Raw genomic sequence first — 23,091 nt, 5'->3', positions numbered from 1 at the left:
TTCCTAATTAAGAACCGATAACTTCTATTTTAATTATTTTCTTTATCAGTTCATTTGCCTTTAAGATTTCATTTGGATTGTCTATATAGTCAAGTTTTGGTTGATGTATTTTTATTTGATTTAAATATAATTTTTGCGTTTTTGTTTTGTTTTTGTCTTTGAACGTTCCTATTATTGTCTTGAAATCTGTTTTTGCATTTCTTTTTGACATGAACCATATCTTGTTCTTTTTTTTCTTCAGTATTATTTTAAAAAAATTTATGGCATTTTTTTCGTCATATTCTTTAAGTTCTTCCATGAAGTCTTTCAAGTTCCATAGCGTATTTTTATAGCTTATCTGTTTTTTTACAATGTTTTTTATTTCGTTTAGGTCTTTCTTTTTTATTTTTTCAAATTTTTCTAGTATTATTCTTTCTAAATTTTTTTCTTTATTATCTAATGATTTAGAATTCTTATATTTACTTTTCATATTACTTAAAAGATGTGAAAGTATTTGATGTGAAATTTTAAATTGTTGATTTTGTTCTTTCAGTTTATATTTTTTAATGGCATTGTCTTTTGCTCTATTTATGTTTTTTTTCTTTTGAATGAAATAAGTTTTACTTATTGCTTTATTGGCTATCTTCTCAAGAGTTTTGTTGATTATATAATAAGTGAAACTACCATTATTTTTGCCAAGTGGATTAAAATTTGTTTTTAACAGACCAATTTCCTCAAAATTTTTAATATCACTTTGTATTGTTCTTTTTGTTACTGTTTTAAATCCTTTTTTTTCTAGGATTGAGTTTACCATCATTACAACATTTTTTAAAGAATACTTTTTCTTATTTTTAAAATAATTATGTTGTAATTTTTGAATTACCCAAAACACCTTTAATCTTCTATCTACTACTTTGTTAAATGGCATCTTGCTGGTCTTTTCTTGTCTCATCTTAAAACTCCTATCGTTTGATCTTCATCTTTAAAATGCTAATGATATTTTAATTGAATATTGGACAGAAAGTAAAGTCTTTAAATAATTATGTTTATACTTTGTATTTTTTACTCTAGTAATAGTGAAATTATGTTTTTTGATTTGTGAGTTGTTTACTATATTGTTAAATAGATGTAAGTTTCTAATACTAGGTAAATTTTATCACGAGGAATTTTTGAGAGTAGTTTACAAGATTTGTTTAACTTTAGTTTTTATCTTTTATTCTTGTAATTTTAATACTGCATCGAGATTTTGCCTTTCTTTAGAAGAAGCAATAAAGTTGGAAATTGCAGGTTATGAATTTTTAGGTGGTGGTAAATTTAAAACTCGAGTTCATTCTAAAGATTATTTTAACTCCGTTAAAGATATTAATGGTTATTCTTATTATTTTATATTGGATAAGGATATGAAAAATATTGTTATGCAGATAACTTTGTATTCGGAAGTAGCAAGTTTGTTGGATTATAGATTTGGATTTATTTTTGATTTTGGTTTTAGATTTGATTTTTTTAATGCTATTTCCCCCAATTCATTTGAATTTCAAGTTAAAAAATTTTTTAAGAGAATAATTTCCTTAAACAAGGATCTTGATATAGATAATAATAGGCAAGTTTCTACTTATACTTTTAGTATAGAGCATATAAGAGATATTAATCGTGAATTTGAGATTAGAAATCATGAAGAGGATATTAATTCCAGTACAAGTGAACTTATGTACTTTGTAGGAAGTTCTAAATATGCTACCTTAAGAGAAACATATATTGTGCTATATTATTATGTTTTTAAGTCCATTGAGAGATTTATGCAACAATAAAGGCTTTATTATTAATTTTTTGTTTTAGAAGTTGGTGATAGTTAGATGTTCTTATCACTTTTTCTTGATATAATTTACTTAGTATGTCTTTAAAAGTTAGTGTAAAAAAAGATCTTGAGTTTTTTAGAAAAAACTTGGAATCAATATATATTAGATATTTGAAATACGAGATCTCATATTCTAGGTTAAATAAGAACTTGAGTGTTCTTGCTGAACAACATAAAAGTCTCCTCTTAAGGAAAGATAAATTTACTAACCTTTCAATTATATTGAATCTTTCTAAAACTCGTAAAATAATAAAGGAATATATCAATCTTGCAGTGATTGAGGAGATAAGGCAGAAAAATAAGCTTTTGTTTTTTTGGATTCCTAAAGAGGTTAAGGCTTTGTCCAATATAGATATAAAAGATCTATGTAGAATCGAAGAATTGATGGTTGCTAATAATATTTTAGGTCAAAAAGTATATTTTGAGTCTTTCCTAGGTTTGTTTAAAAGCCCGGAATGGTTAAATAATTATTCACATCATTATAAGATTTCAAAAATTAATAGTTATAGAAGAGAGCAGATATCGGTTAAGATCAATTTAAAAACTTATATTGAGATAATCAATATTTTATTGACTCAAAAAAGAGATATTAGGTTGAAGTTTTATGGAGTGTTAATGGCAACAGGACGACGTCCTGTTGAAATACTGAAAGTATCTAAATTTTATGTTGAAGATAGTGAACATATTTTAATGAAACATATTGCAAAGAAGAAAGAGCATAATTTAGTTCATGAAGTTGTTTTTCCTACTTTTGCTGATTCTAAATTGATTATTGATTCAATAAAGGAGATAAGGTATATGGAAAGGACAGAAAAACTTTCAAAAGAAATTGTATCTTCAAATCTTTCTTATAGTTATAATAGATTGTTTCGTAAGATCTTTGAAAATATATTTGAACCTGAAGAGTCAATTTATTTTTGTAGAAGACTTTATAGTAGATTTTCTTATCTTGCATTTGCTCCAAAAAATATGGAGCTAAATTTGTGGATAACCACGGTTTTGGGACATGAACATGATGATATAATAACGGCTTTTCATTATAATCGTTATGTCTTAGAAAATTTGGATGATAGTGCTGATATTGATTTGTTGAAATTGATTAAAAGACGAATATATATCTATGTTAGGAGAAAAACTACATATTCTGTTATTACCATGCAACAATTGGAGATGTTGTTCAAGGAGAGTGGTATGATGGATGAGAATTATATAAAGACTTTGTCTGTGATTAAAGATTTGATGACATCAGATGGTATAGAAGAGTTGGAAATGATACGGGGTCTTAATGTTAGAATTCGTAAGGCTTTCAAGCAAAAATATGGTTATAATTATAACTATGTCAAACTTGGTGAGTATCTGGCCGTAATTTTTGGATATAATGTTTAAGGAGCTTATAAAAAGTTGATTTTGATTCAATGTTTAATTTTAATTATTTTGGAGCCTTTTTTAAAATACCTTTGTTTGTAATATATTTGTTAGTTGTATGGATACAGGATTTCTTTATTTTTTTAAAAAGGCATTAAGTGTCGATGGTGATAGAATGATTTATATTTCTTATCTTTATGATAACTTAGTGTCAATTGAACCAATGCATGATTGGTTAAAAATTGATTTTAGAGACTCTAAGCGAGGTAAAAAATATTTTTTCCTTTTTAAAAGAAGTGAATTGAATGGAGAATTTATTTCTTGTAATTTTTTAAAAACAGAAACTAATTATGGTCTTGACATTAAATTTTCCGATGGTAATCTAAATATTTTTTGTAAGGATAAAAAATCATTAGACTTTTTGAAATTTAGGGTTGAACATTTTTTTAAGTCTAGTTCAAGGGGTCTTAACTTTGTAAATAAAGGTAATAATAAAACAAGAATTGGAAAAAGGAGAGTAATTAAGGGTAAGAATATTAAAGATATTAGTAGTAAGCGCGGAAGTTCTTGAAATCAAAGGGAGATTTGTTATCTAAAAGTTTTTTTTCAATTTTTTCAATTTTTGAGTAACTGTTGCCTTTTTTTAGAGTGTTTTCAAATAATTCAATTTGTTCTTTATTGTTGAAGAAGGCTATTATTTCGACTCTTCCATCATCTAGATTCTTAACAAAGCCTTTGATTGATATTTTATTTGAGATTTGTTCTATAAAGAACCTGAATCCCACACCCTGTACTTTCCCAGAAATGAGGTATTGGTATTTATACATAGTATTATCCTTTTTATAAAATATAAGAGGAGAGATTGTAAAATTGAACTCCTCTTATTGATAGTTTATATTTTTAAATGTTTTTATGCATTGATATAAGTTTTATCCATTTCCATTCTTATATTATCAGATAATCCTCCAAATATAATTTGGATACCATTTCCCTTTTTAAGCACTCCACTTGCTCCAATGGATTTAAAATAGGTAACAGACTTTACTAGTTCGATTTTGTTAACATTTATTCTTAATCTTGATGCGCATGCGTCAAGATATGTGATGTTGTCTTTGCCCCCGAGTCCTTCTAGTACTTTTTTTGCAATTTTTGATATTCCTGTGTTTTGTGAACTTGTTTTTATGACTGTCTCTAGATCTTCACGGCCTGGTGTTTTTAGATTGAACTTTATAATTGCAAATTTGAAAATGTAATAAAATGCTATGAAGTAAAATATTCCAATTAGAGGGATCATTATCCAATTTGTTTTATTATTTCCTTGTAATATGCCGAATAAAAACATATCAATGAATCCTCCAGAAAATGTTAATCCAACTCCAATATTGAAAATATGTGCTAGTAGATGTGCTAGTCCAAATAAAGGAACATATATGAGATAGTAAAGAGCAGGAGCAGCAAACAGGAATGCAAATTCAATAGGTTCTGTTATTCCTGTTAACATTGATGTGAAACTAGCTGATAATAATAGAGAAGCTGTGTTTTTTTTATTCTCATTTTTTGCAGTATGATACATGGCAAGGGCAGCCCCAGGTAATCCGAAAATCATTACTATAAATTCACCACTGAAAAATCGTGTACCTCTTGTAACTTCGAAGTGTACAGTATTAGGATCTGAGAGTTGTTTGAAAAAAATATTTTGTGCTCCTGAGATCAATTCTCCGTTAATTTCCATGATTCCACCCAAAGATGTTTGCCAAAATGGCATATAAAATATATGATGAAGTCCAAAAGGTATTAAAGATCTTTTTATAGCCCCATATGCAAAAGAACCGAAATATCCAGATTGTTCTATAATATTTCCAAGTGTAGTCATCATTCCTTGAATTAGTGGCCAAATATATGTTAAAATTATCCCTACTATAAACATCATAAGTGTGGTTATAATGGGAATGAATCTTGACCCTCCAAAAAATGCTAGAAATATCGGTAGTTGGATGTTATGCAGTCTATTATGCAACATTACTGCAATAAATCCTGCTACCATTCCCCCCATTACGCTCATCTGAAGAGAGAAAATTCCAAGTACATTTGTGTATTCTTGATTTTTTGCGATTGCCTCTGCTTCGGGTGTTCCAATTGATATTAGTGATTCTACACTTACGGTTGAAGGGTTTATTCCTTGGATAGATAAGATTCCATTGATAGTTTGATGCATGACTAAAAATCCTACAACTCCAGCAAGAGCAGCTGTTCCTTTTTCAGCTCTTGCCAGTCCAATTGGAATTGCCACTGCAAACATTAAAGGTAAGTTTGAAAAAATTACTTCACCTGTATATTTCATTAAAAACAGTATTGAACTTGCTAAAGTATTCTCACCAAGTATGTTTTCAATGCCATAAGCTTGAATCATGGTTTTGTTGGTAAGTGCACCACCAATTCCTAGTAAGATCCCGGCTATTGGTAGAAGAGCTATTGGTAACATAAAAGCTTTTCCCACCTTTTGTAATATTGTAAATATAGATTCTGATGATATTGACATAATATTCTCCCCCTTGAATAGTTGTTAAAATAATATAATTAACATTTTTAATTATATTATTTAGTTATATATTAACAATATTTGTTAATCTTGTAAATAAATTTAAAGACAAAATTGTTTCAGAAGGAATGGGTGGTGCCCATTCCTTACAAGTTATTGTTTTTGATGGTTATGATTCTTTTGTTATTTTTTCTAGTTCTGTGTTGACATTATCTGATACAACGCCAAATATAATTTGTAGTCCTTTGTCTTGCCTTATAATGCCTTTAGCACCAAGTTCTTTAAAGTAAGCGTTATTTTTGACAAGATTCATGTCATGTACCTCAACTCTTAATTTTGTAATGCATGCACTGTGGTATTTAATATTACCAACGCCTCCAAGGCCTGTGATGGTTTTGGTTGTAATTTCTTTTAAATTATCAAGTATTTCTTTTGAGCTTGCTCTTGTAGCAGTTACTCCATCATCTTCTCTTCCTGGAGTTTTGAAATCAAATTTGACTATGCTCCATTTGAAGACAAAGAAATATATAAAGAAATAAGGTATTCCTACGTAGAATATATTTATCCAACTTGTTCTTTCATTCCCTTGAAGTATTCCGTAAAGAAGGTAATCAATAAATCCATCTGCAAATGTAACTCCTACCCCAACATTTAAAAGATGCATCAATACGAATCCCATGCCATACATAAAGACGTTAAAACCAAAGAATAAAATAGGTGCTGCGAAAATGAATGTGAATTCGACAGGTTCTGTTATGCCTGTTAAGAATGATGTGAATGCTACAGAACCAAGAAATGCTGCCATTTCTTTTTTGCGTTCAGGTTTTGCTACCCACCACATGGCAAGTGCTGCTCCGGGGAGTCCAAATGCATGTCCTGGCCATTTTCCAACCCAAAATCTTGTCCCTTTTGTAACTTCAAAGTGTCCTGAAAAATTTGGGTCTGCAAGTTGTGCAAAAAATATTTTTTGTGCTCCTGAAATCAATTCTCCGTGAATTTCCATTGTTCCGCCTAAAGGTGTCTGCCAGAATGGCATGTAGAATATATGATGAAGACCTGTTGGGACTAATGCTCTTTCAATTATGCCAAATAAAAATGAACCAAAGTAACCAGATTTTTCTACAATTTGACCTGTCATTGCAATTATGCTTTGTATAGGTGGCCAAATAAATACGAGTATTATACCAATAATTAACATAGTACCGGTTGTAACTATTGGGACGAATCTTGTTCCTCCAAAGAACGCTAGAAACTGAGGTAGTTTAATGTCGTAATACTTGTTGTGGAGATGTGCGGCAATGAACCCTGAGATCATACCCCCAAGTACTCCTATCTGGAGGGTATGTATGCCAAGCACATTTGTATATTCAAATGATTTTGCAACAGCTTGTGCTTCAGTAAATCCTGTTGTCATTAAATATTCAGGATTGACTGTTTCAGCAGTTATTCCTTGGATTGCGAGAGTACTGCTTATGGCTTTATGCATAATTAAAAATCCAATTCCTCCTGCAAGTCCAGCAGAACCTTTTTCTACATTGGCAAGACCAATGGCAATTCCTAATGAGAATATTAGCGGTAAATTTTCAAATACTACACCACCAGTATCTCTCATGACCGATAGGATAATGTTTAGCAGGGTTCCTTGTCCCAGAGTATTTTCAAGTCTGTAAGTTTGAATCATTGTTTCGTTGGTAAATGCGCCACCAATTCCTAGTAAAAGTCCTGCTGCTGGCAGGAGGGCTATTGGCAACATGAAAGCCTTACCGATTTTTTGTAAAATGGCAAATTTGTTTACAGTGGTAGTCATAATAAATGCTCCTCGTACTCACTTGTTAAATATAGTATATATTAATTAATTTAATTAATATATACTATATTTAAAACAATAATAATTAATTATCTTGATTACATTTATGAAGTTACTAACATTGTTTATGTTGTAATGGTGGTTAGGTAGTTATAAATTTCACTGTCTTTGGGAGCATAATCTAATGGTAGCTTTTTATTTAAGTCTCGTATGTATGGATTTGCTCCTTTTTCTATAAGCGATTTGATGAAATTGATGTCATATCCGATAATTATGGCATTGTGAAGAGCGGTTTTGCCTTCTTGATTTGTTAAGTTGATGTTGCAATCTTTTGACATTGCATAATTTATTATATTCTTGGATTTTGATTTTATTGCATGAATTAATATAGGATTTCCATCAGAAAATATTGTATTTAATGAAAAACTGTTTGACTTTTGTGCTAAAAAGACTTTAACCTTGTCTATGTTATCATTGCTTACTAATGCTTTTAGTTTGCGTTTTTCTTCAATGTATATTTGATATTTGTCTTTAATTTTAATACTTTTTAAAAAAGTATTTTTGTTTTCTTTTAAGTCTATATAATAGGGTATCGTGTCAATATTATTTTTATAATAATCAATGGCAATTTTAATCTTATCTGAATTAATATAATAAACATTTAGTAGTTCTTTGAAATAATTATTATCATCTTTAATGATCTCGAATTTGACTTCGTGGTTTTGATGTTCTTTGAATGGAACTAAATTATAGTTTTGATCGTAAAATAGTAAGTCAGTTATTTGACCTTTTGAGTCTTTAAGTATTGGAATGATATTGCCATACTTGTCAACACTTATGTCTGATATTTTATTATCTACACTGGGTAATTTATATTTGTTATACATTGGCGAAATTTCTTCTTCTAATGCTGCAATTTTGTCTTTGATTGCTGTGTTCATTGCTTTAATATATGCATTATAATTTTTTACGATCTCATCTAATGGTTTGTTTATATTTTCTGAATATTTTTCAAAACTAGCATTAAATATGGTATTTATTGGTGTTAGTTTTGACATTACTTCCATTTTTATTGGTTCTTGTAATCTTGAAATATATTTTTGTAAAAATGTTGAATTAATTTTGTGTATTTCAATGAAATCTTCTTTGAATGCTTGGAAATCTTCTAATAGTTGTTTTTCTGAGAAATAATGAGAAAAATTAGAAATCATGATAAAAAGAATAAATAGTGTTAAGTAGTATAAAGAATTAAACTTTTTCATTTTGTTCTTGAGCTTGATTCTTAAATTTTTGTTAAAAATAGTGAAAGATATAATTCCTATAATAATATATCCAAGGTACATAAATGTTTTGCTTAATGCATAATAACTCATTTGATTTCCTTTAGGTTAATTTTTATATATTATATCAAAACAGATCTATTTTATTTACTTTGTTTGTGTGAGAAAGTATAATCAAATTGTTATATGCGTGTATTTTTAGATTCTTGTGTATTTTTCATTTTTTTATTTTTGTTAAGTTGTTCCACATTTTTATTAGATGAATCTGAAAAGGAAGCTACTATGGATCTTATAGCTTTAAAGGCTTTAATGTTATATCCTAAACTTAAGATTTCAAATTCTGATCTAAGAAAGTATACAGATTTAAGTGACTCTTCTGAGCATAGTTTTGATATTTTAGAAGGAAATCAAGAGAATGAAGTTTATATTTCTGAGCCTAGTTATAATGATAATATTGAATATATTAAGCATCTTTATTTATATAATAAGAGATTATATAAAATCATCTTAGCATATAGCATAGTTCAGGGTTTGTCTTTTAAAACAGAAGTCTTGAAGTATTTAGATAAGCATAATATTAAAGAAAAATTTCCTTTAAGGATAAAATTTCCTTTTTCAAGAGTATATATGGATAATAAATCTTGGATTGTGCTTAAAAAGATCTTTTTCGATATGATTATTCAAGATAAAAAATCTTTAAGTGTTGCTAAACGAAAGTTGGAAAATATGCTTAAAAGCTTTTCTAATGAGTAATTTATTTATTCAAGTTCTTCGAAGATTTTTTTTATGCTTTCTTTCCTTGTAATTTCTCTTTTCTCTAAATCAATAGCTATTGATTCTTTTAACTTATCTATGTTTTGAAGTAAAAGCTCTTTAGCTCTTGCTTTGTCTATTTGCTTAACTTTTAGTTTTTTTTGTATTTTGTTTGTTTTCTCAAGCTTGTGGATCTCATTAAGCATACTTAATTTAAAGTGTATTATGTTTTCAGATACTTGAAATTCTTTTGCCATCACTTTTTGTGGATATTTGATTGATTTATATTGTAATACTTTTAGTTTTAAAGTAGTAGTTGGTATTAATAAATTTGTTGCAAATATATTGGCTTCTATTTTCATGTGGTTATCTTGAGTATTAACAGTATCTGTTCTCTTTGATGGATTAAACACTTGATATTTATGCATTAAATAATGACCAAGTTGTTGTGCTATTGCAAATCTTTTGTTTTCTAGATTCATTGTTTCGTTTATATATATAGTCTTTTTATTTGGTTTAATGTAGCCTGCAAAATTTTTGTATTTGTCTTCGAATGCAATTTCAAATATTTTAAGGCCTTCTCCTATTGCAATCTTTATTATTGGTACTGGAATGAGTAGTACAGCATATTTTGAGATTATATAATCAGAGTAAATATAAGGGGCTTTAATATATGTGCTAAAATTATTGGATTTCATTCAATATAAACATTCTCCTTTTAATATTGTATAATATAATTGCATTATGAGATATAGTTTTTTCTTATTTGTCTTGTTTTTTTTTTCATGTAAGACATTAAAGGTATATGAATTGCTAGATGAGAAATTTGACAAGATTGAAAGGGCTAACTATTTTCTTTATTTTTATCCAAATAGTCAAATTTATATAAAGAGAGATAAGTCGACTAATAATTTTTCTGTGTTTTTTAATGTCGTTTTGGATTCGAAATTAAATTTTGATAGCGGTTATTTAAAATTAATTCAAGATGATAATTATATTGGTAATGTTAATATTTCTAAAGTAGTTGGTATTGGAAATTTTAGATTTTTGTATATTTCTATTGATAGAAACAATGCTGATCTTATCTTAACGGCTCTTAACCCTTCCAAGAGTTTGTCTTTTGTTTTGAATGATAATTCTTATCAAGTGTGGACTAGAGAAACTTTTAAATATGATGCTAGCTTTATTGATGTTGACTTTGAGAGTACTCGAGATACTTTAAAATATGCACTTGAGAATAATATTTTATAGTATTTATATTGTGTAAGGGTTTTTAGTAAGTTGATGTCGAGATTTTTTAATAGGTATGTTATTTTTTGTTGTTTTCTTTTCTTGATGTTTGCTTGTTCAACCATTGAGGTGAGAAATAAGATGGAGAATCTTGAGAGGTTAATTGGGAATTCAAAGTATATTAGATTGATATTTGATAAAAATAAAGTTTCACTAAGGCATTATTTTACTATTTCTGGAAAATACAATTTGAGATATAAGGAACCATTGTTTTTGCAATGTGGTAATGATATAGTGGCTTCATTTTTGCTTGGGAGTTATAGAAGAATTGGCGATGAATATATTCAAACTTTTTTTAGTGTGGGTAGAGATATTGCTTTAAAAGCATATTTAGAACTTGTTGAGACTAGAAAATTTTTTATTGTAAACACTGCTGGTAAGGTTCTCAAGAGCATTGTTTTCTCACATTTGCCAGATAGTGAAGATATTTTTATTCAAAATAATAATATTAACTGAAATATATTTTGCACTTTTATTTTGATTGTTGCTACTTTTTTTGTTTTTTGGTGAATTTTTTGAGATTAATCAAAGCGATAAAAATTTATTTTTGTAACTTTTAAATATAAATATGGATTTTAAATGGATATAGTTTGATTCAGTTAATAGCAATATGTTTAATTCGGTATACATTTTTGTATATATCATTTTCTGTATTTCATAATTTTGGGATTAATTATTGGTAGCAATGGTATTAACTTTGTTTTTCTTTATAGAATAAGAATTGTTTGAAAGGAGGAATTACTTTTGGCTAAAGATGAAATGACATTAATGTCGCAGATTAAGAATAATAGTCTTGATTATAAGACAGAGATTATAGCTGGACTTACAACATTTTTAAGCATGGCATACATAATTATTGTTAATCCTTATATACTCTCTAGTGCAGGAATGCCTGTGGGAGCATTAGTAACAGCAACATGCTTGACAGCTGGATTTGCGACTATTTTTATGGGTGTTTTTACTAATACTCCTTTAGCATTGGCTTCTGGAATGGGTATGAATGCTTTTTTTGCATTTTCTGTTGTTAAAGGTATGAATATACCTTGGGAAGTTGCTTTAGGTGCAGTTTTTGTTGAAGGCATTATTTTTATCATTTTATCTTTATCTAGAGCACGTGAGGAAATTGTAAATGCTATACCAATGAATTTAAGGTGCTCTATTACTGTTGGGATAGGGTTATTTATTGCCTTTATTGGTTTTGTAAATGGGGAAGTCATTGTTAAGAATGAGGCTACATTAGTTGGTCTTGGAAATCTTATGAGCTTAAAGGTTTTACTTACATTATTAGGGATTATTTCCATATTTATTTTTGAACTTAAAATGATTAGGGGAAGTATATTGTTATCAATTTGTATAACTACTATAATAGCATGGTGTTATGCTTGCTTTGATAGCGAATCTGCTGCTAGTGTAGGAATTAGATTACCGGATGGTGTTTTACGATATGAGTCACTAGCACCTGTATTTAATAAGTTGAGCTTTTCTTATATGTTAGATGAAAATTTTTGGAATTTTATTTTTATAGTATTGATTTTATTGTTTAATGATTTATTTGATACTGTTGGAACTTTGCTAGGCGTTGCTTCAAAGGGAGATTTGGTTAACGAGCAAGGTAAGATACGTAAGGCTAGTAAAATATTATTAGTTGATGCTATTGCTACTACTTTTGGAGCAGTTATGGGTGTATCTCCTGTAACTACTTATGTTGAGAGTTCAACAGGTATTGCTGAGGGTGGACGGACAGGGCTTACATCAATTGTAACAGGTAGTTTGTTTTTATTGGCAGTATTCTTTGCACCTTTGTTTATTGCTGTTCCTGCTAGTGCAACATCAGCTGCTTTAATATACGTGGGATTTTTTATGTGTAAAGAAATAAAGAATATAGATTTTTCAAATATGAGAGAGGGTATTCCTAGTTTTTTGGTATTGTTTTTGATTCCTTTGACTTATAGTATAGCTGCAGGAATAGGAATTGGGATAATTTTTTATGTGGTTATAAATATATTGCATATTGTGTGCATCAAAGAAAATATAAAAATTTCTCCCGCAATACTTTTATTATTTTTTATTTTTATTTTAAAATTAATATTTTCTCATTAAGTTGTTTACTCTATTGTTAGAAGCCAATAGAGTAAAGTGATGTTTTTTAGTTTTTTTATTAAATTTTATTTTTTCTCTTTTTTGAGAACACTTTTTGTTTTGATTATTTAATGTTTTATTTATATTGTTATTGAATATTTATTAGTCCCTTTATTTAGCCTTGTCTTTATCTGTATTGATAAGTTATTGTATTATCTATTTTTTAAAAGTTTAGTTATATCTGATAGTTATATTTCTTAGCATTGTGAGAATATGTTTTGTATTCCTAACTTATGTTCTTTTAAATTGAAGTTAAGAATTTTATGTATATGTTAGCTTGATAGTTTTGTTGTTTTTATCTTGAAATTGTCAATTCCTATATCATTAAATTCGTTTATTAGATATTTTTTATTTTGGCAAAATTTTAGGTTTTTATTTTCTCATGGTTAAGAATCAATATAATGTTAGTAATCTTAAGCGTATTATTATAATATAATATATTAAGGTTTATTATAATCTAATAAGTTATATAATTTGATATCTTATATAATTTAATATTTATGTTAAAGTAGATTTAGTTTAGTATCATCATTTGTAATGGCAAGGGGAATTTATATGAAGAGATATTTGTTTGTCTTGTCAATTGTCAGTTTACTATTAATATCTTGTGATTTCAATGGACATAAGAATGATATTTCTAAAGTAGATAAAGGGTATATTTCAAAGATTGTTAAAGTTAAAAAATCCAAAAATGATGTTGTTACGGGAAAAGGAAAGAAAGAAATTTCTTTATATGAAGTAGTTTTTAATTTGAGATTAGAAATAGTTAATTTGATAGCTAGGGAAATTGACAAGATAAGCTTTTCTGAATTAAAAATCATGAGAGAACCCCGTGATTTTTATGGTTTACCTTTTAGTTACATTATATCTAGAGACGGTAAGTTTGTTCTAGTGTGTCCTGACCCTAAATGTGCCAAAATCTATAGAAGAAGATTTTATATATCACTTGATTATAATGAAAATAGACTTAAAAAGCTAGGAATGTTTTTTGCTAAAATAAGTTTGGATAGTGTTATTAATCTTTTAAACTGTATTTTTAGTGTGGTATCTTGTGCGTATCAGTTAAAGCTTGAGTCTTTAATTGAGAATATGAATCTTAAAAGAAATATATTGATGACTATGTCTATTAAGGATTTAAATTATATTAAATCAAATCTTGAATGGATTTTGTCTTTAAGAGAAGCATGGAATGATAGAATAAATGAACTTATTAATTTTATTAATGGAAATTTTAAAGGAACAGAATTTATGTTAGAAGAATTTAATCATTTTATTAATCAGCGATTTAAATTTTTAATGGGGGAAATGGAAAAAGTGGGAATATTGGTAGATGTTCTTTTGAAGTTGATAATCTAATGTTTTAGGCTAAGAGTTATAACTTGTCATCCTTGTTGGATTTATGAAATTATTTTGTCAAGATTAATATAGGGGTTGTATATCTCACTTTTTTTGTTATTCTTTATATAAAGATTTTAGCCGGTAAACATAATATTTGTATAAATATTGTGTCTTTCCTTTTAAAGGGGTATTGAAGTAATTAAAAAATTATCTGAGAAGTTTAATGTTATATGTGGATTTTTTCTAGTTTTATTGAAATGTTTAGTTTTATCTATGCAATTATTTAGTTATAAAGGGTAATTTAATTATCAGTGGACATAACTTAATAGTACAGAAATAAGAATTGTCAGTTTTTGATGTATTAATTCTTTTCAAGAAGAAGAAAAGGAGTCAACGTCAAACAATTTTTTATCATTTATTTTTAAATAAGTTCAAATAAGGAATTGTCATTAATGATATTAAAGATGGGGCTATTAATTGAAAATCTAAATTAGTACTTAAAACATCCTTACAAAAATTATATATTCATAAAATCCATAAGGTAGATTTAACGTTAAGTTATCTTGGTTATTTGAGGCTCATAAACTTCTTTTATTTTTGATAATAAGATTTGCTATTCTGTATAAATATTCATTACTCATACTAAGAATTACAATATTGTGAAAGTTGTGAGTAACCGTTCTTTCAATAGTGCCATTTTCAATTTCGCAATTTTTTATAAAACCTACTAATATTTTGTTATGATGATTGTATCAATGAAACTTTTATTTTAAGGAATAAGTAATAAAATTCTTTATTTTTAATAAGTAATATATTACTTATAGATTTTTGTTGAAAAATAGGGAAAAGGTGTTAATTATTACAATTGATAATAACTATTTTTAAGCAATGGAGGGGGTTCGAATTGATGTTTCATCATAAATGTTCGTTTGTAACGTTATTAATCTTTTTATTAGTTTGTTCTAATGGGTATGCTGTTTTTAGTAAAAATAGCAGTGTTTTGGTGATATTTGCTCTAGCTTCAGAAGCTGAGGAGCTGAATAAGCTTATGTCTCCTAAGGAAGAAATAGTATTGAAGGATTATGGGATTAATAAAAAAATTATTAAAGGTAAAATATTTAATCGCAATGTTATTTCTGCTGTTGTGGGGATTGGCAAGGTAAATACAGGTTTATGGACCAGTTATCTTTTGTCAAAGTATAAGATAAGTCATATAATTAATTGTGGTGTTGCTGGTGGTGTTATTGGTTCTAAGATGCCTAATCTTAAGTTAGGAGATGTAGTAGTATCTTCAGAAGTAGCTTATCATGATTTTGATTTGGTTAAATTTGGGTATAAAGTAGGACAGATCCCAGAGTTTCCTCAAAGATTTAGTAGCGATAGAAATTTGCTTGAAAAGGCATTAAAAGTGATTAAAACAAGACTTAAAGATTTTAATGGATATGCAGGATTAATATTGACAGGAGATCAATTTATTGATCCATCTTATATGGCAAAGATTGTTTCAAATTTTGAAGATGTAGTAGCAGTAGAGATGGAAGGTGGAGCATTGGGACATGTTGCTCATATCTTTAATGTTCCTTTTATAGTTGTTAGAGCTATATCTGATATTGTAAACCATGAGGGTAATGAAGTTGAATATAGTGAATTCCTTAAATTGGCAAAGGTGAATGCAGCTAAAATGGTACAGGAAATCTTGAGATTAATGTAGTTAATAGACCATTTAGTATGATTAGTGGTAAACTTGTTGTTTAAGTTAATTAGCATGAAGTTATTTGTTGACAGAATATTGGGAACTTAATTTGGTAGATTAATCACTATTGTTCGGATTAATTTGTGTATTTGGCGTATTGGATTGATTAGGAAAGTGTGTTCGTGCTTATAAATTGTTCAAGGATGATAGTTATAAATTTTTCTTATCTTGTTAGAGGCTTGCATAAGCGGTTAGTTGGGTTTCTAAGCTTGTTTTTTTCAATATTATGAGTAGCAACTATTTTTTAAGGAATTTATCATGGACAATGATGCAGTAATTATATTAGATTTTGGCTCGCAGTATAGTCAATTGATTGCGAAAAAAATTAGAGAGATAGGTTTTTATACAAGAATCATTACATATTCTGTTTCTGCACAAGAGATTAAGGATATGCATCCTGTTGGGATAATTTTAAGTGGAGGTCCTGCTTCTGTTTATCTAGAGGGAGCTCCTACTGTGGATATTGAAATTTTTAAATTAGGTATTCCTATTTTAGGAATATGTTATGGAATGCAACTTGTTATTAAATTGTTTGGAGGCGTAATTTCTAAATGCGATAAGCAAGAATTTGGTGATACTGAACTTTTTATAGAAGATAATCGGTCTAATTTGTTTTTAGGGCTTTCTGGTAAGTTGAAAGTAATGATGAGTCATGGAGATAATATTGAAAAGGTTCCAAGTAATTTCAAACAAATAGCTTCTACCAAAACTTGTATTGCAGCCGTATTTAGTGAAGAGAAAAAAATTTATGGCTTACAATTTCATCCAGAAGCCACTTGTTCAGAGGTTGGAAATCAAATACTTAAAAATTTTGTTTTTAAAATTTGTCAAGCTCGGGTTAATTGGAATTTAAGTGCTAGCGTATACGATTTTGTTGAAAAAATAAAACTTCAAGTAGGTGATAAAAAAGTAATTTTAGGACTTTCTGGTGGAACAGATTCTTTAGTATGTGCTTTACTTGTTAATAAGGCAATAAAAAGTAATTTAATCTGTGTTTTTATCGATACTGGTTTGTTACGCAAAAATGAAGTTCATGAAATATTAGAACTTAGTAGACATTACAATTTAAACATAAAACATGTTAATGCTTCTTCAATATTTTTGAATAATTTGGACAATATTGAAGAACCTGAAGAGAAAAGAAAAGTCATAGGACAAACATTTGTAGATATTTTTGAAAAAGTAGCTTTGGAAGAAGAGCGTGTTGAGTTTTTTGCTCAAGGCACTATTTATTCAGATGTCATTGAGTCTAAGTCGGGCAATAATGGTTTTTCATCACATATCAAATCACATCATAATGTGGGGGGACTTCCGGAGAAGATTAAATTAAAACTTTTAGAGCCATTAAGAGAGCTTTTTAAGGACGAAGTAGTTCAATTGGGAATTCAATTAGGGGTTGAAGAGAATGTTCTTTATAGACATCCATTTCCAGGGCCAGGATTGTCAATAAGAATAATTGGTAAGATCACTCAGGAAAAAATTAATATTTTACAGGAAGCTGATAGTATTTTAGTAGAAGAGCTTTTGGCAAATAATTTATATTATAATATAAGACAAGCATTTGTGGTGTTGTTGCCTGTAAAATCTGTTGGAGTTATGGGAGATAATAGGACGTATGAGTATACAGCTGTTATTAGGTGTGTTAATACTCTAGATTTTATGACTGCTAATTGGGTTGAATTGCCTTATGATTTTTTAAGGAAGGTTTCTTCAAGAATAATTAATGAGGTTAGAGGTATAAATAGAGTTTGTTATGATATTTCTTCTAAGCCCCCAGCTACAGTAGAATGGGAATAATGAAAATAAGGAGAATCTGTTGGTAGAGAAAATCGTGAAAGAAGCTTTGACGTTTGATGATGTTTCTTTAATTCCTAGAAAATCATCTGTATTACCTAGTGATGTTGATTTGCGAACAAAGTTAACAAAAAATATATCTTTAAATATACCTTTTTTAAGCTCAGCTATGGATACAGTTACAGAAAGTCGAATGGCAATAGCTATGGCTAAAGAAGGTGGAATGGGCATTATACATAAAAATTTTCCAATTGAAGCTCAAAGAAAAGAAGTAGAGTTAGTAAAAGGCTACCATCGTACTGGAATTGTCAGGAATCCTATTACTATAGATGAGAATGCAAATATACAAGAAGCTAAGATATTGATTGCACAACATAAGATCTCTGCATTGCCTGTTACGGATAGAGCAGGGAAAATATTGGGTCTAGTAACTAATAGAGACATTAAATATATTACAGATAATAATGTCCCCGTAATGAGTGCAATGACTAAAAAATTAATTACAGCAAAAGAAGATATAACGTTAACAGAGGCTAAGGAAATTTTGTTTAAACATAAGATAGAAAAGCTACTTATTGTTGATGAGGCTCATAATTTAAGAGGATTAATAACTTGCAAAGACATAGATCATGTGGAACATCAAGAGTATTTTCCTAATGCATGTAAAGATGCAAAGAATAGATTACGAGTGGGTGCGGCTGTTTCTACTGATGTTGATGCTTTAGAGCGTGTTGAGGAATTAGTAAAGGCGGATGTTGATGTCATTGCGATTGATTCTGCGCATGGACATTCTACGAGAGTACTTGAGCTTGCAAGGAAAATTAAAAATAAGTACCCAAATTTGGACCTCATTGCGGGTAATATAGTGACTAAGGAAGCAGCTTTTGATTTAATTGATTTAGGAGTAGATTGTGTGAAAGTAGGAATAGGTCCAGGAAGCATATGTACTACGAGAATAGTTGCAGGAGTTGGGGTACCGCAATTGACTGCCATTCATGATGTTTTTGAAGCTTGTAAACATACAAATACTTGTGTTATTGCGGATGGTGGAATTAGATTCTCAGGAGATATAGTTAAAGCAATTGCAGCAGGAGCTGATAGTGTAATGTTGGGCAATCTCTTTGCTGGTGCTTATGAGTCTCCTTCAGAAGAAATAATGTATAATGGAAAGAAATTTAAAGTTTATGTTGGGATGGGTTCTCTTGCTGCTATGGCTAGAGGTTCTAAATCGAGGTATTTCCAACTTGAAAATGAAGAGTCTTCTGGTAAATTGATTCCTGAAGGTATTGAAGGCATGGTTCCTTATGCTGGGAAATTAAAAGACATTATATTCCAATTAAAGGGAGGTTTGATGTCTGGAATGGGTTATTTGGGAGTGGGCACAATATTAGAATTAAAGATAAACGCTAAATTTGTAAGAATAAGCCCTGCTTCTTTAAGAGAATCTCATACGCATGATGTGTTAGAAAATAAGTAGCAGGTAATATTATTTGATTGTGCTTAACAATACCAAAGATTTCGAATTGAAAATTTAATTTTGGATTCAAGGTACAAAACGTATGGACGTTTTAACAAAATATAAAAAAATTTTTTCAATTCAAATGATACCAAAAGCCAAGTAAAGTCAATACTAAAATCTCTTGTAGCATTAAATAAAGATAAAACATCTGCTGATATTAAATTTATTCGTGTATCTCAAGTTAGATATCAAATCAACAGAATGTTAAGACGCAAGCTGCGCTTGTATAAAATCTACTGGATAATAGCAATTAAGAATGCAAAATACAAGAAGTCGTGTGGAGTAGAAGACTACTCAGCACGTGATATATACAACATAGTAATCAAGCTACTGAAAAATGATGGACAGAAGACAGTATGTAAACGAACAATTGAAAGAGATATAAAGTTATTAAATGAAATGGGTCTCTTAGAATCTAAAATTCTAAGATTTGGTGAGAATAAGGGCAGCATGTCTTTTTATAAACAAAATATGCAATTAGCACATTTACATAAAGACATAATTTCTAAATACCTTTTACATTTACTAAAAGATAGTTTAAGTGATAAAAAAATTGTTGGTAATTTTGATGACTCATTAGAAGAAGGCAATTTTAATTACACAAACCTTAAAAAATTTGGAATCCTGTCTGAAATAGATGACCCAAATAAAAGTGTAATGTCGCATCGTGTTGCCCCTCATGCTTTTAATAATAAAGCTAATATAAGCAATAATAAGAATTCTAAAGAATTGCTTCTTAAGAATACTAATTCAAGTAAACTAAAAAAAGAAGAGTGTAGATTCAAAAGGAATGATATAGAGACAAGGCTAACTTGTGAACATAAAATCAGTAAAAATTATCTAAAACAAATAAAAGAATACAGTAACAACGATGCAACGTATATCAATGCCCTAATCAATCTAGAGACTGCAATAGATGAGTACCAAGGTGAATATTACATCGAAGATATTTTAGAACATTTCTTAAAGCAGTTTGGTAATAGGTACAAGTATAAGATTTGGATGATGATGAAGCGTAGTGATGGAGTTATTAGCGATTATGATCTTATTTGGGAAGGTAGGTTTAGGGATTGGTATCCCAATAAGTACAAGAGTAATTGTGCCGTCAAATCGACTTATGGAGAAAATTTACGAATAGGAATTAAAAAAGCATCTGTTGTTAAGGAGAAAAGGGCTAATGAGCAGTTAAATGTAGAAGAATTAAAAGAAAAAGAGATAGAAAAAGCAAAAGAAAGAGAAGAGGAAAGAAAACGAGAAGCTGATAGGCTTCAAAAATATTTAACTGGGTTATTTGAAATAGAAGCAAAAGAAAGAGAAGAGCGACTTAGAAAGGCTAGAGAAGAAGAATTGAATTTAAAAAAGAAAGCTAGAGAAAGCATGCTTGCTACTTTGGAAAGGAGTAAGGAAAGGTGTGTTGAGTTGGGTATATCAAATAATGGGAAGGATAACATGATATGTGCTAGTTCAAATGAGGATTCTATGGTTAAATTTGCAATTAGAGATGATTTTGGAGGATTTAAAACTACTAAGGGTATGAGTATGCTGAATTTAGGAATAATGATTGAAGATATAGGCCAAAATGATAATTTAAAAGAAAAGGAGAGTAAATGAGATTTAATTTGAAATATTTAGTAAAAAGGTTATATAAAAAGGCATAGATTTTGGAATACTTACATGAGCCGTGAAGTATAATCTAAAAGGACAGATAAGAAAATAATTAACTTTCCAATACTTAGTTCTGAAGATATTGACTATGAGTATGTATATGCATATCTTAAGGATTGGGTAAGAAAGAAATATAGCTCTAGTCATGGAATTACAATTAATAGAGTTGGTGATAATTATGAATGTGAAACAATCCAAGGTGCTTTGATGAGTAATATTTTGGATATGATTTTTGAGGATTATAAGGAATTATTTCTTGGTAGTTTGGAAAGGGAGTCTGTTGATAGTAAAGGTAAGGTTTGGTGGCATTGAACCTGTTGATGAAAGGGAAGTACCTTTTGAAAGGTTACAAGGGAAGCAAAGTAAAGGATTTAAGAAGGGTAAGATAACAATTGCGTAGAGTTGATGCTATTATGATTTAAGTGAATTGCTAGTTTATGACCAAAGGTTATAGAACTTGAGTAATTCACTTAAGTATTAAGGCTATAAATCCTCCGAGAATTGTTAACCATAATGCAAAAGTTAAACCAAATATCCACTTGTTATTCTTCTCTAGGTTGGATATATCTCTTCTAACAATAGAGATTTCATTGCTAACGTATGATTTTAATTCATTTCTAACAGTATCAATTTTATTATTTAAGTTATTCTCAACGTTATCAATTTTATTGTCAAGTTCATTGAATTTATTGTCAATTTTATTATCAAGCTCGTTAAATTTATTGTCAATTTTGTTATTTAAGTTATTCTCAACGTTGTCAATTTTGTTGTCAAGGTTTTTAATATCAGATTTTAATTCATTTCTAACGGTATTGATTTTATTATCAAGTTCATTGAATTTATTGTCAATTTTATTATCAAGGTCTTTAATTTCAGACTGTAAACTTGCTTCAACCCTCTGAATTTCTGCTTGTAGCAGTGCTTCAACCTTTTCAAGTTTTATGTCAAAGTTTTCTTTTAAAAACTCAATGTCTTTGTAAGTTAACTCATTTCTATAGTACCTATAAGATAAATCAATAGCAATATCTTTATTAATGCCTGCTTTAGTAAGTTCGGCTATAACCATTTGTTGAGTAATTATTGGTTGAGGAAGTGCCATGATAGTCTCCTTAAGTATAATTATACAGTAAAAAGTGGTAAATTGGAAGTATTTTGTATTGTGGGAACGAATATCTACTAATGGATGTTATTCTGAGAAGGATTTCAAGTTATAAGAATAATAGTGAATAGTACAGAGGTGGTTAGTATAGTAGAAAGAAGAAAAAATATTTTTTGCAGCGATTTTTAGATCTTTTAAATAGTGGTAAATATTTTGTTTACTTTAAATTTATATATTATTCATAAATAATTTTTTAAATGTAAATTAGTATATATATTTGTATTCGATTGTATACTTTTAGTTAGTATATTGTTGTATGAATTTTAGTTCAAAAAAATATCAATATGTGTACTATCATAGATCTTGAGAGTAAAAAATTTGATTTTTATGAAAAAGAACAAGTAAGATTTTTTAAGGTATATTAAAGATTTTTATGGGTATTTGTTTGCAATGTATGTTGTAGAATTATTATTAATCATAATTTAAGAATTGATAAAAGAATATTATGAAAGTTGTAAATTATTATTTGATTTGACTATACCTTATAAAGAGTGTTATCTGTTGTGTACTAGAGCTAGAAAAATTTTTGTTATTGAGATTTGTACTATTTGATATTAAGAAGTAGCTTTTAGCTAAAGCAATGATTCTTTTAGGATTTATTTTAAATGAGTTAGTAGTAGATTTATCTATAATAGCAAAATGTCAACTTTGGTATATTTTAGATGCAACTTTTATATATTTTTATGGAAACTTTGTTCATGTTAGGGGCAACTCTTAAAAATAAAAAATCTTGAAAGTCAACTTTGTTTGTTTTGGCAACAACTATGTATATTTATGTAGCAACTTTGTGTTTATTTGAGGCAACTTTGTGCAATATTATTAGCCAAACACTTATGTACTAAAAACAAATTATATA

The 23,091-nt window shown here is 28.6% G+C and carries 20 protein-coding genes; 12 read left to right on the top strand and 8 right to left on the bottom strand.

The window, feature by feature from the left end:
* Positions 1-7: 7 nt before the first annotated feature.
* A complete protein-coding gene (locus bcCo53_RS07895; protein ID WP_028328222.1) occupies positions 8-931 on the bottom strand; it encodes a plasmid maintenance protein in 924 nt (307 codons plus the stop codon).
* Positions 932-1,253: 322 nt separating this feature from the next.
* Between bcCo53_RS07895 and bcCo53_RS07890 the strand changes: the two genes are divergently transcribed.
* The 3 genes from bcCo53_RS07890 (at position 1,254) to bcCo53_RS07880 (ending at position 3,770) form a co-directional block, all read left to right on the top strand.
* Positions 1,254-1,787 carry a hypothetical protein gene (locus tag bcCo53_RS07890; protein ID WP_246938471.1) on the top strand — a complete coding sequence of 178 codons (534 nt, stop codon included), beginning with the start codon at positions 1,254-1,256 and terminating at the stop codon, positions 1,785-1,787.
* Between the two features lie 83 nt (positions 1,788-1,870).
* Positions 1,871-3,220, top strand: coding sequence for a protelomerase family protein (locus bcCo53_RS07885; RefSeq protein ID WP_025408612.1), 1,350 nt, complete (start codon positions 1,871-1,873; stop codon positions 3,218-3,220).
* A 97-nt stretch (positions 3,221-3,317) separates the two neighbouring features.
* Positions 3,318-3,770: a hypothetical protein gene (locus bcCo53_RS07880; protein ID WP_025408611.1), complete on the top strand. Its 453-nt coding sequence runs from the start codon at positions 3,318-3,320 to the stop codon at positions 3,768-3,770.
* On the opposite strand, the gene bcCo53_RS07875 is transcribed toward bcCo53_RS07880, so the two are convergent.
* From bcCo53_RS07875 to bcCo53_RS07860, 4 genes are all read right to left on the bottom strand, one after another.
* Positions 3,745-4,026: an acylphosphatase gene (locus bcCo53_RS07875; protein ID WP_025408610.1), complete on the bottom strand. Its 282-nt coding sequence runs from the start codon at positions 4,024-4,026 to the stop codon at positions 3,745-3,747. The two genes, bcCo53_RS07880 and bcCo53_RS07875, sit on opposite strands and share 26 nt — an antisense overlap.
* A gap of 83 nt (positions 4,027-4,109) precedes the next feature.
* The gene (locus tag bcCo53_RS07870; RefSeq protein WP_025408609.1) at positions 4,110-5,738 is read right to left on the bottom strand and encodes a PTS transporter subunit EIIC; all 1,629 of its coding nucleotides are present in this window, start codon (positions 5,736-5,738) and stop codon (positions 4,110-4,112) included.
* Positions 5,739-5,907: 169 nt separating this feature from the next.
* A complete protein-coding gene (locus bcCo53_RS07865; protein WP_025408608.1) occupies positions 5,908-7,545 on the bottom strand; it encodes a PTS transporter subunit EIIC in 1,638 nt (545 codons plus the stop codon).
* A gap of 125 nt (positions 7,546-7,670) precedes the next feature.
* On the bottom strand, positions 7,671-8,807 hold the full coding sequence (locus bcCo53_RS07860; RefSeq protein WP_241766576.1) for an ankyrin repeat domain-containing protein: 1,137 nt from the start codon (positions 8,805-8,807) through the stop codon (positions 7,671-7,673).
* 204 nt (positions 8,808-9,011) lie between these two features.
* Between bcCo53_RS07860 and bcCo53_RS07855 the strand changes: the two genes are divergently transcribed.
* Positions 9,012-9,578 (top strand): hypothetical protein, encoded by a 567-nt coding sequence (locus bcCo53_RS07855; protein ID WP_025408606.1) that lies wholly within the window; start codon positions 9,012-9,014, stop codon positions 9,576-9,578.
* Between the two features lie 5 nt (positions 9,579-9,583).
* Here bcCo53_RS07855 and bcCo53_RS07850 read toward each other — a convergent pair whose 3' ends face one another.
* Complete coding sequence (locus tag bcCo53_RS07850) at positions 9,584-10,276, bottom strand: ImmA/IrrE family metallo-endopeptidase (protein ID WP_025408605.1); 693 nt, start codon at positions 10,274-10,276, stop codon at positions 9,584-9,586.
* A 112-nt stretch (positions 10,277-10,388) separates the two neighbouring features.
* Here bcCo53_RS07850 and bcCo53_RS07845 point away from each other — a divergent pair, with 112 nt between their 5' ends.
* The 4 genes from bcCo53_RS07845 to bcCo53_RS07830 all read left to right on the top strand — a co-directional run bounded on the left by bcCo53_RS07845 (position 10,389) and on the right by bcCo53_RS07830 (position 14,363).
* Positions 10,389-10,829 (top strand): hypothetical protein, encoded by a 441-nt coding sequence (locus bcCo53_RS07845; RefSeq protein ID WP_025408604.1) that lies wholly within the window; start codon positions 10,389-10,391, stop codon positions 10,827-10,829.
* 120 nt (positions 10,830-10,949) lie between these two features.
* Positions 10,950-11,324: a hypothetical protein gene (locus tag bcCo53_RS07840; RefSeq protein WP_241766574.1), complete on the top strand. Its 375-nt coding sequence runs from the start codon at positions 10,950-10,952 to the stop codon at positions 11,322-11,324.
* Positions 11,325-11,612: 288 nt separating this feature from the next.
* Positions 11,613-12,968: an NCS2 family permease gene (locus tag bcCo53_RS07835; protein ID WP_025408602.1), complete on the top strand. Its 1,356-nt coding sequence runs from the start codon at positions 11,613-11,615 to the stop codon at positions 12,966-12,968.
* A 594-nt stretch (positions 12,969-13,562) separates the two neighbouring features.
* A complete protein-coding gene (locus bcCo53_RS07830; RefSeq protein WP_025408601.1) occupies positions 13,563-14,363 on the top strand; it encodes a CRASP family complement regulator-acquiring lipoprotein in 801 nt (266 codons plus the stop codon).
* Between the two features lie 560 nt (positions 14,364-14,923).
* Here bcCo53_RS07830 and bcCo53_RS08940 read toward each other — a convergent pair.
* Positions 14,924-15,079, bottom strand: coding sequence for an adenine deaminase C-terminal domain-containing protein (locus bcCo53_RS08940; protein WP_155806439.1), 156 nt, complete (start codon positions 15,077-15,079; stop codon positions 14,924-14,926).
* Positions 15,080-15,252: 173 nt separating this feature from the next.
* Here bcCo53_RS08940 and bcCo53_RS07825 point away from each other — a divergent pair, with 173 nt between their 5' ends.
* From bcCo53_RS07825 to bcCo53_RS07810, 4 genes are all read left to right on the top strand, one after another.
* Positions 15,253-16,056, top strand: coding sequence for a 5'-methylthioadenosine/adenosylhomocysteine nucleosidase (locus tag bcCo53_RS07825; protein WP_025408600.1), 804 nt, complete (start codon positions 15,253-15,255; stop codon positions 16,054-16,056).
* A gap of 300 nt (positions 16,057-16,356) precedes the next feature.
* A complete protein-coding gene (gene guaA, locus bcCo53_RS07820) occupies positions 16,357-17,895 on the top strand; it encodes a glutamine-hydrolyzing GMP synthase (protein WP_025408599.1) in 1,539 nt (512 codons plus the stop codon).
* Positions 17,896-17,914: 19 nt separating this feature from the next.
* Positions 17,915-19,369, top strand: a complete 1,455-nt coding sequence (guaB, locus tag bcCo53_RS07815) for an IMP dehydrogenase (protein ID WP_025408598.1) — start codon at positions 17,915-17,917, stop codon at positions 19,367-19,369.
* A gap of 243 nt (positions 19,370-19,612) precedes the next feature.
* Complete coding sequence (locus bcCo53_RS07810; protein WP_081751675.1) at positions 19,613-21,022, top strand: plasmid maintenance protein; 1,410 nt, start codon at positions 19,613-19,615, stop codon at positions 21,020-21,022.
* A gap of 520 nt (positions 21,023-21,542) precedes the next feature.
* On the opposite strand, the gene bdr is transcribed toward bcCo53_RS07810, so the two are convergent.
* The gene (bdr, locus tag bcCo53_RS07805) at positions 21,543-22,175 is read right to left on the bottom strand and encodes a Bdr family repetitive protein (RefSeq protein ID WP_025408596.1); all 633 of its coding nucleotides are present in this window, start codon (positions 22,173-22,175) and stop codon (positions 21,543-21,545) included.
* Positions 22,176-23,091: the final 916 nt, after the last annotated feature.

Origin of the sequence: Borrelia coriaceae, assembly GCF_023035295.1 — a bacterium.
GTDB lineage: Bacteria > Spirochaetota > Spirochaetia > Borreliales > Borreliaceae > Borrelia > Borrelia coriaceae.
Note: the sequence above shows the minus strand (reverse complement) of the source record. Positions and strands in the feature narration are given on the sequence as shown.